General features: G+C 69.1%; 13 protein-coding genes. 6 read left to right on the top strand and 7 right to left on the bottom strand.

Features of this window, described 5'->3' with window-relative positions; genetic code table 11:
* The 4 genes from ACZ6S0_RS47310 to ACZ6S0_RS47295 form a co-directional block, all read right to left on the bottom strand.
* Positions 1-249, bottom strand: a 249-nt coding sequence (locus ACZ6S0_RS47310; protein ID WP_465926655.1) for a hypothetical protein, incomplete at its 3' end; no start/stop codon positions are given.
* Entirely contained in the window at positions 246-1,472 is a 1,227-nt protein-coding gene (locus ACZ6S0_RS47305; RefSeq protein ID WP_465926653.1) for an AAA family ATPase, read from the bottom strand. The genes ACZ6S0_RS47305 and ACZ6S0_RS47310, both read right to left, overlap by 4 nt.
* Positions 1,473-1,504: 32 nt before the next feature.
* Positions 1,505-3,760, bottom strand: coding sequence for a transposase (locus ACZ6S0_RS47300; protein WP_465926651.1), 2,256 nt, complete (start codon positions 3,758-3,760; stop codon positions 1,505-1,507).
* Positions 3,757-4,593 carry a TnsA-like heteromeric transposase endonuclease subunit gene (locus ACZ6S0_RS47295; RefSeq protein WP_465926649.1) on the bottom strand — a complete coding sequence of 279 codons (837 nt, stop codon included), beginning with the start codon at positions 4,591-4,593 and terminating at the stop codon, positions 3,757-3,759. The genes ACZ6S0_RS47300 and ACZ6S0_RS47295 overlap by 4 nt, the downstream gene beginning before the upstream one ends.
* A 525-nt stretch (positions 4,594-5,118) precedes the next feature.
* Here ACZ6S0_RS47295 and ACZ6S0_RS47290 point away from each other — a divergent pair.
* Positions 5,119-5,649 (top strand): RICIN domain-containing protein, encoded by a 531-nt coding sequence (locus tag ACZ6S0_RS47290; RefSeq protein WP_465926647.1) that lies wholly within the window; start codon positions 5,119-5,121, stop codon positions 5,647-5,649.
* Positions 5,650-5,800: 151 nt separating this feature from the next.
* On the opposite strand, the gene ACZ6S0_RS47285 is transcribed toward ACZ6S0_RS47290, so the two are convergent.
* Positions 5,801-6,586: a TniQ family protein gene (locus ACZ6S0_RS47285; protein ID WP_465926645.1), complete on the bottom strand. Its 786-nt coding sequence runs from the start codon at positions 6,584-6,586 to the stop codon at positions 5,801-5,803.
* A 255-nt stretch (positions 6,587-6,841) separates the two neighbouring features.
* On the opposite strand from ACZ6S0_RS47285, the gene ACZ6S0_RS47280 reads away from it, so the two are divergent.
* Positions 6,842-8,113 (top strand): cytochrome P450, encoded by a 1,272-nt coding sequence (locus ACZ6S0_RS47280; protein ID WP_465926643.1) that lies wholly within the window; start codon positions 6,842-6,844, stop codon positions 8,111-8,113.
* Between the two features lie 14 nt (positions 8,114-8,127).
* On the opposite strand, the gene ACZ6S0_RS47275 is transcribed toward ACZ6S0_RS47280, so the two are convergent.
* Both ACZ6S0_RS47275 and ACZ6S0_RS47270 read right to left on the bottom strand, forming a co-directional pair.
* Positions 8,128-8,766, bottom strand: a complete 639-nt coding sequence (locus ACZ6S0_RS47275) for a TetR/AcrR family transcriptional regulator (RefSeq protein ID WP_465926641.1) — start codon at positions 8,764-8,766, stop codon at positions 8,128-8,130.
* The gene (locus tag ACZ6S0_RS47270) at positions 8,763-9,971 is read right to left on the bottom strand and encodes a cytochrome P450 (protein WP_465926639.1); all 1,209 of its coding nucleotides are present in this window, start codon (positions 9,969-9,971) and stop codon (positions 8,763-8,765) included. The genes ACZ6S0_RS47275 and ACZ6S0_RS47270 overlap by 4 nt, the downstream gene beginning before the upstream one ends.
* Before the next feature lie 174 nt (positions 9,972-10,145).
* Between ACZ6S0_RS47270 and ACZ6S0_RS47265 the strand changes: the two genes are divergently transcribed.
* From ACZ6S0_RS47265 to ACZ6S0_RS47250, 4 genes are all read left to right on the top strand, one after another.
* Entirely contained in the window at positions 10,146-11,030 is an 885-nt protein-coding gene (locus ACZ6S0_RS47265; protein ID WP_465926637.1) for an SseB family protein, read from the top strand.
* Positions 11,030-11,428 (top strand): hypothetical protein, encoded by a 399-nt coding sequence (locus ACZ6S0_RS47260; RefSeq protein WP_465926635.1) that lies wholly within the window; start codon positions 11,030-11,032, stop codon positions 11,426-11,428. The genes ACZ6S0_RS47265 and ACZ6S0_RS47260 overlap by 1 nt, the downstream gene beginning before the upstream one ends.
* A 131-nt stretch (positions 11,429-11,559) precedes the next feature.
* Complete coding sequence (locus ACZ6S0_RS47255) at positions 11,560-11,934, top strand: YbaB/EbfC family nucleoid-associated protein (RefSeq protein ID WP_465926633.1); 375 nt, start codon at positions 11,560-11,562, stop codon at positions 11,932-11,934.
* Positions 11,931-12,275, top strand: a complete 345-nt coding sequence (locus ACZ6S0_RS47250) for a hypothetical protein (RefSeq protein WP_465926631.1) — start codon at positions 11,931-11,933, stop codon at positions 12,273-12,275. The genes ACZ6S0_RS47255 and ACZ6S0_RS47250 overlap by 4 nt, the downstream gene beginning before the upstream one ends.
* The last annotated feature ends 7 nt before the right edge of the window (positions 12,276-12,282 follow it).

The raw sequence follows: 12,282 nt of genomic DNA, 5'->3' as shown, positions 1-12,282 counted from the left end.
GGAGCCCACCCGCAGCGGTAACACCGCCACCAGCGAGTCCTCCCAGGTGAGCACCTTCAACGAGCAGAACTGAGCAGTTTCAGCGAGCGCCATCAGAAAAGCGCTGCTCTGGTCCAGTGCGGTCAGGGTCGCGATTCTTGCCGGTGTGAGACTGAGGCGGTGGGCAAGCCGCAGGATGTAACCGGGGAGCGATTCCTGAGCCAGCGGGTCTAGGCTGCGGGGAAGCACAGATGCGGCTGTGGCGATCATCTCGATTCTCCAGCGGCTGCGGGTCCGTGATCGTCGAAGACCGTGTTGCGGGATCGTTTGCCCCGTCGGGTGGGCTGCAGGGGCAGCTCCGGGACTTCGCCCGCGGCGGGATCGCGTTCCGGGGAGCCGGGGAGTCGCAGGACAACGTTGTCGAGCAGGCTTTCGGTGAGTTTCTCATCACCGGTTTCGATGGCTTCGCGGCAGCCGTCTTCGAGAAGTCGTTCCAGCAAGCCGACCACTCCGTTGGTGCGCCGGTAAAGGTATTCGGGCATCGCGCCGTCGGAGAGCATGCCTGGGGTGGCGTTCATGAGGCGCAGATGCTGTTCGACTCCGATCAGGTGCGCGGTCCAGGCGGCGATCTGCTCGGAGGTGGAGTAGCGGAAGCGGTCGAGTTCGATCAGGTCGAAGCGGCGTTCGGTCTGGGTGGGCTCCAGTCCGTTGACCTTGACCTGCTGGGCGTAGGCGGAGGGCGGGAACACGTACTGGCCGGTGCGGGGATCATGGCGCCCTTCCTGCAGCAGGCCGGAGCCGGGGATGTCGACGCCGATGAGGATGAGGGTGACGTGCATGCTCATGAACGCGCGGATGAGATCGAGCACGTCCTGGTCGTCAGCGCGGTGCATGCGCAGCCGGGTGATGTCGTCCAGCACGAGTACCTTCGTGCCGTGGTCGTTGAGGGACTGGGCGACCTGGCGGATCAGCTCGGGCAGATCCATGTATTTGGTGTCGGCGCCGTAGAAATTCAGGATGGCCTTGCAGGTGGACTTCGGCTTGGCCGTGACGGGCGTCTGCACGTAGGCGACCGGCGCGTGCAGATCTCGGGTGCCGGGCCTGGCGCTGGGCAGGTGCAGGTGCGCGTCCAGCCAGAAGTCCTGGAAGGCGGCGCAGATCTCGCAGACCGTCTCGGTCTTGCCCTGGAACCCGCCGCCGGTGACCATGATCCCGGATCTGGTCGTCGGCTTGTACTTGAGCGCGTTGGACTCGATCTGAGCACGCAGCAGCTTCTCCACGGCGGCGCTCATCGGCGTCGCGATCACCAGCAGGTTGGCGTGCGTCGCCGCGCGGTGCAGGTCGTGCAGCATCCGCCGGCGCGGCGACAGCAACCGCCACTCGGCCAGGCTGAGCTGCGGGGCCGGGATGAAGAGGCCGCGGCTGGTCCGGTAGTGCTCCCACCCGGCCAAGGTGTTCCGGAACGGCACCTCGCCGGGAAGCACGAAGGGCACCGGGCCTTGACCGTCTGTTCTTCGAACGGACGTCATGGATTGCGTTCTCCGTGCTCAGGTTCAGCTGGTAACGCCTCGTCATCGTCGTCGGGGATGAGGAAGATGCTCTTACGACGCAACGCGTCATGCATGAGCGGAGGCGGTTGCGGTGGTGAGGTGACCACGGCTTCCCGGCGGCGGCGCCGCTCAGCGTCGATTTCCTCGGCCGCCTGGCGGGCCTGCTGCGGCCAGGCCAGAGGAACGACTTCAGCGGAGACGTCCGGAGCACGAGGGGCCGGCTGGCGGTCTTGGCGCGCGGCGTCGGCCTGGGCCGTTTGCCGGGCCCGGCTGATGCGCTGCTGCTTGGGCTGCTGCGTGTGCCACTGGTCGACCGGGACGAGGCCACCCAGCAGTTCCAGCAGCACGGGCAGCAACTCGGTGTCCGAGTGGGGCGACAGGCCTTGCGCGCGAGCCTGATGCAGCAGTTCTTCGGCCGTCTTGTCGGAGAAGGCGGGAATCTCGCCTTCGGGCGGCAGGCCGTTCCAGCGCAGTTCGTGCCAGACCGCCGGAGTTTCGGGATCTTGGAAGAATGCGGAGCGCCGATCCCTGCGATCGCCGCGGATCACCCAGCGATTCTTGTGCTGTCCGCCTCGACCGGATGGCTTGCCTCGGTAGGGATCCAGAGCGGGCCCGTCGTACCAGAGTCCGGCGATCTTGACCCCGCGCCGGTTCGGGATCTTCACGTAGTGAGCGGGCAGCACCTGGTAATACAGCTCCGGCTTGGGGATCTGCAGCGCGAAGCCGCCTTGCTCCATCGCGGCCGCGAACAGCGTGTTCGGGGAGTGCTCCTCCCCGGGGCCCCACGCGGGCGCGTGTTCGCCCAGTTTGCGGTTTTGCCAGACTTGGACGATCCAGCGCGCGATCGTGCGCTCCATCTGCGCGAGCGTCAGCACCGCGTCTGCCTCCGGATCGACTCCGTGATCGGCGACGTCCACGCCGGTGTAGCCGGGCAACTCCTCGAACAGCAGCGATCGCAGCGCTCCGAACGCCCGCTCGACCGCCTGCTTGTCGGTTGGGCGTAGAACGCGTGCGGGCAGGATGTTGCAGCCCAGGACACGTTGGGCGTCCACCAGGTCGTGATTTTTGAACGGCGAACCGTGGTCGGTGGTGACCGTCTCCGGCGCGAAGAACGGCAGCCCGGCCACTTTGTGACCGGCGAACTCCGCGACGACCTGGGCCGGAACGCCCGGGTAGGGCCACTCCATCTCCGGGCCCCAGCCCTCGCGCATCGGCAGCGGCAACATCACGTCCCGCAACAGCATCGCCACGTCCACCGACGTCTCCGACACTAGCGTCAGCCGGAACGCGACCGCCGAATGCGTGTAGAGATCCAAGGCCAGAGTCAGTCGAGCGGTCACAGGATCGCCGAACGTCCTCTCCCGCACCTTGACCGGCAACGGTGTGGTGTCCAGGGCGACGACCTGGCCCGGCCGATGCACCACGGGGTAAACGCGGCCCGTGTCCACCGCTGCGGCTGAGCGCGCATACCGCTGCCGAGTTCCTCCTGGGCCGAACCATTCCAGCCAGACCTCACGCAAGGTCCGATAAGAAGGAACCTCGACCTGCGGTCCGAACTTCTCCGCGACATATTGGTGGATCAGCACGCTCCGGGCCTTCATGGTCATCTTCGACCGGCGCAGGCTCTCGGCGCGGGCCGCAAAGATGGCTTCCCGGATCTCCTCGGTGATGCTGTGACGGCCTTGGCTGGCTCGCGTCCACCGGCCGTCCGCGCAACCGAGCGCGCCGCGCTCCTCGCACTTCGCGGCCATGCGCTTAAGCGTCCGCTCACTCATCTGATCCAGCCCGAGCAGCTTCGCTTCCTGCTCATCAAGACTGGCCAGTTCCGCGGCCTTGGCTTTCCTCCGCTGCCCCAGCGTGGTGCGACTCGGATCGTAGGCCGGCCGCGGCTCTCCAGGAGCCGGGTGATGGGGGTCTCTGCTGCGGAACCCGGTCTCGATCTCGTTCACGTGTGCTGCGCGAAGCCGGACGACGCTCCGCTGATATTCGGTCAGGTCGCCCCAGGTAGTCAGCTGGTGGGCGCCCTTCGGCGTCGCAGGCGCTTCAGGAACCGGCTGGCAATCGGGATGATGCGCAAGCCAGCGGATCGTGCGCCACTGCGGTTCACCCCTCGTCGGCCGCAGCAGCACGCGGCTGAACTGCGGCTCGATCGCCGCCACCGCCCATTCCTGCTGATCCAGCCGCAGCATCGACCCCAGCGACAGCTCCAGCAGCCCCGCCGGCCGCGTCATGCTCCGGCCCCTGCAGTCGGCGAGCACACCAGCGAACGATCCGACAGCGGACGCGACAGATCGACTCCGAGCTGACGGTGCCAGAGCAGATGCAGGGCATGAGCGCGGGCGACCGCCGGCAGCGACGTCCGCGCCACGAGCTCCCCGAACCCGGTCGGCCCAGCCGTCAGCGCTTCCAGCAGCTGTCTTTGCAGGCCCAGCGGGTCTTGCAGCGGGCGGCGCTGCGCGGACATCGCGTCGATCACCGACAGTACGTGCGGGCGCCACCCCGCCACCACCGCATACCGCCACCCGACTGCCCACGCAGCCTCCCGTGTCGCGGCGAAGGCGACGTCGTCGCGATCTCGGATCAACGAAGCGGGCCGGACGTCGAACAGCCATGTTGATCCGTCTCGCAGCACCGCCAGGAAGTCCGGAATATGCTCGAGGAAGCCTTTGTCGGTCTCGAAGCGCAGTCGGAACGGCTGCGCCAGGACCTCCATCACGGCGCTGGCGAAGTCCAGCGCCAGCAGCAGCTTCTGCTCCTCCAGCGACTCGAACCCGTGCATCCGGCCGGTCGACACCATGAATTGCAGGCCTGGGCGGTGGTGCTGGTTTGTTCGCCAGGAGAACCGGCGAATCGGTACGCACTCCAACGCCGGCACGGTCGCCAGGTCCCGGGCTGGGCATACCAGCTCACCTGCCGGCGTCCGCCACGTCCCGCTCCATCGGCGTGGCCACTGCGGGCCCAGCGACAGCGAACCCCGGGACTGCTCACTGGAGGTGTGAGCGCAGAACAGCTCTTCCAACCCGCAGGACTCCGACCGCACCTCCGGAGCGTCGCGTACTGTCATCACTCAACCACAGCACTCCGGAAGCAGACGTACCACCGATTCCGCCAAGAACAGGACCGGTGGAGGGGGCCTCCCCCCTGCCTGGCGGACACACGGGGCCAACTATCGCCCCCAGATGGGGCCACCTATCGCCCCCATGGGCCAACTAGCGCTCCCAACGTCACAACCTCGATTGCGCGCTTCCATGTCCGCTTCCAGTTGCCGTGACGGACTGTCGTCTTCAAGGCCGCCAGACAACAGCGCTGTCTGGCGGCCTTGAAGACGACAGCGGGGCCTGCGGCTGACCTGGGCACTGTCATTTAGACAGGTGTCGAAATATCGGGGTTCGCGTCATCGAAGTTGGCAGTGACCAGCCGGAGATCATGATCTCCGGCCTCTGCGACCGAGGGGAGTCGATCCGCTCGGTGTGCACGGTGGGACAGGCGATGTCCAGGGTAAGGAAATACAAGCGATAGGTAATCGATCGACTGCGAAGAGTTATGGCATGGTGTAAGCGACCTGATCAACTCCGCTAGGAGGAACACCATGCAGCTCACCCACCGCCTGCTGTCCGGAGTCGTCCTCATCACCGCCATCAGCGCGGGCACCGCCCTGCCTGCCGCAGCCGCAACCCAGCAGATCACCGGCCGTGCAGCCCTTGCCCCGCCGCCCGTATGCCTGGACGCGACCGACAGTCGCGCCAACGGCAGCCAGGTTCGCCTGTGGCGGTGCGTCGACCACACCAATCAGAGGTTTGTCATCGACGCAGGCCAGATCAAGGTCAAGGACACCATCGGCAGCAGCCGAGAGGTATGCCTGGACGCGACCGACAGTCGCGCCAACGGCAGCCGCGTCCGCCTGTGGACGTGCGTCGACCACACCAATCAGAGGTTTGTCATCGACGCAGGCCAGATCAAGGTCAAGGACACCATCGGCAGCAGCCGGGAGGTATGTCTCGACGCGACCGACAGTCGCGCCAACGGCAGCCAGGTCCGCCTGTGGACGTGCGTCGACCACACCAATCAGAGGTTCGTCATCGACGCAGGCCAGATCAAGGTCAAGGACACCTTGGCCTAACGAGGCCGAAGACGCGACGCAGGTCCTGGAGGGGTCTGCGTCGTGTCTGTCCCGCGCGGTGAAGTGCCGGGTTGCCTGCACCATCCCACAACCTCGACGGAGAGTCTGCGTGTTGAACGTCTGCGGCCCTCACGCCGCAGCCTGTCCCCGATCAGCAGCGGAGCGTAGTCTCCCTCCTGGTGGAACCACCGGCCGAACGCGAGGACCCACGACACATCCAGCGTTCCCGCGAAGATCGCCATGCGACCAGCGCAGGCCGGCGGTGCATCGCAACCTCAAGCACGAGTTGTTGCTGATCAGCGAGTTTGTTACTAACTGCACTCGTGCTGATGTGCGGGATCGGCTGATCGCATACGGCCCCGCTGAGAAGTGCGCCGCACCGCAACGGAGCCGGCATCCGTGAGCGAGACAGACGTCCCGGTCGGCCAGTCGCGCCCCGCCGCAAGTGAACACGGCATCTCCGGCACCGATCCACCAGCAGCGTCCGATGCGCGGGACAAACCGCCGCCCAGCTCAGCTTCCACCAGACCAGCCACGCTCCCTCCGAGGCCGCCAGGCATGTCGGGCATGCCCGGCTGCCGAAGAACTGCACCCACTCACGGCTCTCAGCTCGGCGGACCGACTCCTTGTCGCCCACGCGGACGCCTGCCAGGTCCACGGCCGAGCCGTCGAACACCTCCAGGTGCATCCCACGCACGATCTCGGAGCCCACGCCTGTAGCAGCCTCGACCGTCCTGTACGTCTCCGGCGCCGCAACGACGCCAAACGCGAGTGAACGGGCGTCACTTGACGCGCGGACATCCAGTCCTAACGCCTCGGCCATCGCCCACGGCGGACATCCGTTCCGCAGGGCCATCCGATCAACCCACGACGCGATCGACTCGTCGTACGCCGGGGCCACCACCAGCGCCAGCCGCCGGGGCCAGAGAGTCGTCATTTTCCGGGCCGAACCTCCTGCGGTACCGCGCCACTGACATCCCCGGTGCCGTACTGACATCTGCAAGCGCGTCAGACAACAGCGCGTCATCTCGTCGGTGGGGCTTGACGAGTCAAATGAACGCTTTTTTAATTCGCTCAAGGAGGTACCGGATCCGAGACCCAGCACAGACGGGAACGAGGCCATGAAGGTACACATCGACTCCGAGCGCTGCCACGGGCATGGTCGCTGCTACGTCCTGGACGGAGGCCCGCGATGAGCGCGAACGGCCGCTTCGGCGAGGAACTGGAAGAGGCGCGCAGGGCCCGCCAGATCGGCACGGTCAGCGAGATCGTCACCGCCCCGGTCTCCGACTGGGCCACCGACTTCTCCCACGTCGACCCAGAATGGACGGCCGACCCCTACCCCATCCAGGACGAGCTGCGCCAGAGCTGCCCGATCGCGCACACCGAGCGGTTCGGCGGCATGTGGCTGCCGACCCGCTACGAGGACGTCGCCGCGATCGCCTACGACACCAGCCGCTTCTCCTCGCGGGCGGTCGTCGTGAGCAACGTCCGGCCGCCCAAGGAGCTGGCGCCCGTGGGCGGGGTGCCGCCGATCTCGTCCGACCCGCCGTTCCACCACGACGCCCGCAGGCTGCTGCTGCCGGCGTTCACCAAGTCGGCGGTGGCCCGCCGCGAGGCGGCCACCAGGGAGTTCTGCCACTCGCTGATCGACGCGATGCGCGGGCGCGAGGTGGTGGACGCCGCGCGCGACTACGCCCAGCACATCCCCATGCGGGTGATCGCCGACATGCTCGGCTTCCCGCCGGAGGACGGGCCGCGCTTCAGGGAGTTCGTGGAGAGCGCGCTGGAGAGCGTCAACCGGCCGCCGGAGGAGCGGCTCGAACGGTTCACCAAGCTGTCGGACTACCTGGTCGCGCAGATCCACGACCACATCGAGCATCCGCGTGACGACCTGACCACGTACCTGATCGAGGCGGAGCTGGGCGGGCGGAAGCTCGACCCCGCGCACGTGGTGGGGACGATGACGCTGCTGCTCGTCGCGGGCATCGACACGACGTGGAGCGCGATCGGGGCCTCGCTGTGGCACCTGGCCAGGACCCCGGCCGACCGGGAGCGGCTGGTGGCCGAGCCGGCGCTGCTGCCGACGGCGATGGAGGAGCTGTTGCGCGCGTACGCGCCGGTGACCATGGCGCGCCTGGTCAAGGACGACCTGCGGTGGAACGGCGTGGAGATGCGGGCCGACGACTGGATCCTGCTGTCGTTCCCGGCGGCCAACCGGGACCCGACGCAGTTCGAGCGGGCCGGAGAGGTGGTCATCGACCGCGAGGTGAACCGGCACGCGGCCTTCGGCCTCGGCATCCACCGGTGCGTGGGCTCGCACCTGGCCAGGATGGAGCTGCGGGTGGCGCTGGAGGTGTGGCTGGCGCGCATCCCGGAGTTCGAGCTGGCCGACCCCGGCGCCGTGACCTGGGCGGCCAGCCAGGTACGCGGCCCCCGCACCCTCCCCCTCCGCATCGGCTGAGCCCGCACCGCCGGTCACGCGGAGGGGGCGCGCAGCGCGTCGATGAGGCCGGTGACGGCCGTGACGAGGTCCGCGCCGAGGCGCCGCCACGCCGCGGCGGCCACCCCGGCGGCGGGCTGCTCGCGCGCCAGCTCCGCCTCCAGCTCGGCCGGCATGTGCACGATGAGCTGCCGGGCCATGTCCTCGCGCCGGATCGCGCCCGGCCCTCGCTCACCGTCGTGGGCGTCGTAGAGGCGGCGCAGCGAGGGCGTGTCGAGGTGGGCCTGGACGGCGTACTCGCGCAGGGTGGGCTCGACGGTGACCTGGGCCAGGAACCGGCCGTACCAGGAGAGTGCGCCCAGCTCGATGTGGTGCTCGATGCGCGGCAGCACGATGTGGCGGACGCGTTCGGTCAGCGTCATGAGGGCGGGCTCGGGGCCGGCCATCGCGGCGCGGTGCCGTTCGATCGCCGTGGCGTGCTCGGCCAGGATCGCCTTGATGAGGTCGTCGCGGCCGGAGAAGTGGTACTGCACGGCGGACTTGTTGCGCTGCCCGGCCGTCTCACCGATCTGCCGGATCGACACCGAGGCCAGGCCCCGGGTGGCGTAGAGCCGCTCGGCCGTGTCCATGATCAGGCTTCTGGCCACGGCCGAGCGCGTCCGTCCGGTGGTCACCAGGTGACCCACACGTTCTCGAGCCCGCCCGACAGCAGCCCCGTGCGCAGGCGCAGGCCCTCGACGCCGTCGCGCAGGTCGAGTGCGGGCAGGCGGCGGGTGAGCGTATCGAGTACCACCTGCAGCTCCAGCCGGGCCAGCGGCTGGCCCAGGCAGTAGTGCGGGCCCGCGCCGAAGGTGAGGTGCTGGGCGGCGTTGGCCCGGCGCGGGTCGAACCGCTCGGGGTCGTCGAACCTGCGCGGGTCGCGGTTGGCGGCGGGCCGGCACGGGATGACGGTCGCCCCGGACGGCACGGCGCTCCCGCTGAGGGAGGTGTCCTCGGCGGCGACCCGGGGGAAGCCGACCACGCTGAGCGTGGTGTCGAGGCGCAGGACCTCCTCGACGGCGCCCGGGATCAGCGTCGGGTCGTCGATCACGGCCTGCCAGCGTTCGCGCTCGGCCAGCAGCGTCGCCACCATGATGGCGATCATATTAGAGGTGGTCTCGTGCCCGGCCAGCAGCAGCGCGCGCACGGTGGCGACCAGCTCGTCGTGGGAGAGCCGGCCGTCGTGGCTGTCGGAGATCTGGGTCAGCTCGCTCAGCAGGTCGTCGCCGGGCTCGGCGCGCTTGGCGGTCACCAGGTCGGAGACGTACGCGTCGAACTCCCGGTAGGCCCGCTCGACCTCGTCCTGACCGTAGCGGGTCAGCGTGAGCATGACCTGCGACCAGTGGGCGAACCGGTCCTGGTCCCTGCTCGGCGCGCCCACCAGGGCGCAGATGACGCGTACCGGCAGCGGCAGGGCGAGACGGGCGGACAGGTCGGCCGGGGAGCCCGCCTTGAGCAGGTCGTCCACCAGCTCGTCGGCCATCCGCTGGACGCGGGGCCGCCAGGTCTCCATCTTCTTGACGGTGAACGAACGGGTCAGCAGCCGCCGCCACCGCAGGTGCCCCTCGCCCCGCATCGCGTCGGTCCCGGCCGAGCCGCGGGCGAAGATCCCGCCGTCGCGCGTGGTCGAGACCCGGGCGGCGTCGGGGCCGCCGCGGCGGAAGCGCGGGTCGGTCAGGACCGTGCGGACGTCGTCGTAGCGGGTGAGCAGCCGGGCGGTGTCGCCGCTGGGCAGCCGTACGTGCGCCACGGGGCAACGGGCCTGCAGGTCGGCCCATTCCGGCGGCGGCCGCAGTGCGGCGTCGCGGTCGAAGGGATAGTCCGGCGTGATGTCCGGCATCGCGGCCCTCCTGATTGTTGACTGTTTCCTTTCACTTTAAGGCGGTCGCCTTAGTAAAGTCAGCCCCCCAATTCCCCGGCGCGATTCGCCGGCGACACGGGACGAATACCGGGCCCTGTCCCAGGTGGCGGACGGACGCGCTTGAAAGGGTGGGCGGCGCGCCAGAATGGGCTGATGAGCGCCGATGATCAGCCGCCGTCCGGACCGTTCGAGGAGCGACTTTGGGTCGCGCACCGTGACGGGCAGCAGGCAGTGTGCCTGAGCCTGCTGCGCGAGGCCGAGCTGGCGTTGCCGATCACCGCCGAGGCGGCGGCGGGCACCCAGGCGCCCGCCTGGGCGACGGTGGAGGCCGCCGGGCGCACGTGGGTGCTCGCGTACACCTCGATCGAGGCGATGCGCCTGTCCACCGGCGGCGCCGCCGCGCACTGCCGGGTCGCGACGATGCCCGATCTGGCCGCCGGCTGGCCCGACCTGCGCTGGGGGCTGGCGGTCAACGCCGGGCTGCGGGTGGCGTTCATGCTGGAGGCGGGGACGCTGGCCCGGCTGGCGGTGCCCACCATGGAGCAGGACCTGCTGCTCGCCCCCGAGTCGGGCGTGCCCGTCGTGCAGAAGCTGCTCGCGCCCGGCGACATCCCGGTCCTGCTGGACACGGCCGAGCCGAGGGTGTCCGGCTACTGCCACAACGCGCTGGACGTCTCGCACATCGCCACCCCGGCCGTGCTCGCCGCGGCGCTGGACAGCTCCGACCTGCTGACCGAGAGCGGGTCGCTCAACATCCTGCGCTGGCATCCCGTCGGGCTCGGCCTGTACCACACCCCGTACGGGGGGACCGACGAGGAGGGGCGGCGGGCGGTGGCCGGCTGGGTGGTCGAGGAGCCGCCGTTCGTGGGGATGGGCCTGGTGCCCAGCGTCAACAACCTCATCCGCGAGTACAAGGTGTACGGGGTGGGGCTGCCGCACGGCGCGGAGATCTGGGAGCTGACCAACCGGGGCACCGAGCACCGCCGTGCCTTCTACCACGGCGACCTGCGCCGATGGCTGCTGGTGGGGCGGCGGTGATGACGTCCTGGCACTTCTACCGGGCCCGCTGGCGCGGCGCCGACTACCCGGCCAGCCCCGAGCCGCACCCCCTGGAGCTGTGGGTACGCCTGCGCAGCCCCGATCCGCTGGACGGCTTCGAGGAGGTCGAGCCCGGCTGCCATGTGCGTACGGTGCCCGCGCCCGAGTGCGAGTCGCTGGACTTCGTGACCGTCGTCTGCCACTGGCGCGGCCGGCCGTTCCAGGTACACGGGGAGCGGGACGGGCTGCTGCTGCTCGAATACCTGGGCGCGTCCGTGCTCACTGCGCGTGAGCTGGGGTTGGATCGGGTGGAGCGGGGTGTCTACCGGGTGTGGGCGCCCCGGTCGGAAGTGGCGGGGCTCAGGGAGGAGGCCGTGCCGCTTTTCATCCAGAAATAACAGTTCTGGGTAAGACTCTTGTTTCATGGTGTTCATGTGACGGAAACTTGCTAGCGAGGCACACGTTTCGGCATAGGACTGTGAACGGGGCGGGGGTTATGGACGGACCTGAACTGCCTGATGTTGCGGGAATGCGGGCGTACGCGGAGGAACTGCGCGGGATTTTCGGCCGTCTGCAGGACGAAGGACTGGACCTGCACGCCAAGGCGAAGGCGGTCCAGGTGACCAAGACCTCGCGCGACGGCCTGGTGTCGGTCACGGTCGGCGCCCGCGGCGACCTCGTCGGGCTCGACCTCGACCCCCGCGTGTTCCGGCATCTCGACGCCCGCGGGCTGGCCGACGCCATCCTGGGGGCGGCGCGGGAGGCCGCCGCGGGGGCGCAGGAGCGCGTCATGGAGATCTTCGAGCCGGCGATCCCGCGCGAGGACCTCAAGGCGCACCTGGAGGGCGACGTCGAGACCGTCCTGGCCAGGCTGGCCGACCAGATGTCAGGAGGCGGACTGTGACCCTGAGAGACGGGACGTACGTCGCCCGGCCCGTCGTGCACCACGGCATCGCCGCCTGGTCCGACATGGCCGGGGAGCTGGACCGGAGGGTGTCGAATGCGGTGGCCGAGGTCGAGGCGGCCCTGAGGTGCGCCCCGTGGGGCCAGGAGACCGAGGGGCAGGCCTTCGCCGACGCGCACTTCAGCGGGAACGGGCCCGTCGAACTGCTCGACCGGTGCAGGCTGCTGACCAAGGAGATCGTGGCCGAGGGCGACCGGGTGCGCGCGGCCATCGACAACACCTCCCAGACGGACCTCGACATCGGTAACGACCTCGCGGCTGGCCTGGCCCGCGAAGTCTGAGGCGCCG

It is taken from the genome of Nonomuraea sp. NPDC051298, from assembly GCF_055586305.1.
Note: the sequence above shows the minus strand (reverse complement) of the source record. Positions and strands in the feature narration are given on the sequence as shown.

Bases quoted from the DNA above. Each gene is read 5' to 3' on its own strand.
- ACZ6S0_RS47300 (WP_465926651.1), bottom strand. From the start codon at position 3,760: ATGACGCGGCCGGCGGGGCTGCTGGAGCTGTCGCTGGGGTCGATGCTG.
- ACZ6S0_RS47295 (WP_465926649.1), bottom strand. From the start codon at position 4,593: ATGACAGTACGCGACGCTCCGGAGGTGCGGTCGGAGTCCTGCGGGTTG.
- ACZ6S0_RS47290 (WP_465926647.1), top strand. From the start codon at position 5,119: ATGCAGCTCACCCACCGCCTGCTGTCCGGAGTCGTCCTCATCACCGCC.
- ACZ6S0_RS47285 (WP_465926645.1), bottom strand. From the start codon at position 6,586: ATGACGACTCTCTGGCCCCGGCGGCTGGCGCTGGTGGTGGCCCCGGCG.
- ACZ6S0_RS47280 (WP_465926643.1), top strand. From the start codon at position 6,842: ATGAGCGCGAACGGCCGCTTCGGCGAGGAACTGGAAGAGGCGCGCAGG.
- ACZ6S0_RS47270 (WP_465926639.1), bottom strand. From the start codon at position 9,971: ATGCCGGACATCACGCCGGACTATCCCTTCGACCGCGACGCCGCACTG.
- ACZ6S0_RS47265 (WP_465926637.1), top strand. From the start codon at position 10,146: ATGAGCGCCGATGATCAGCCGCCGTCCGGACCGTTCGAGGAGCGACTT.
- ACZ6S0_RS47260 (WP_465926635.1), top strand. From the start codon at position 11,030: ATGACGTCCTGGCACTTCTACCGGGCCCGCTGGCGCGGCGCCGACTAC.
- ACZ6S0_RS47255 (WP_465926633.1), top strand. From the start codon at position 11,560: ATGCGGGCGTACGCGGAGGAACTGCGCGGGATTTTCGGCCGTCTGCAG.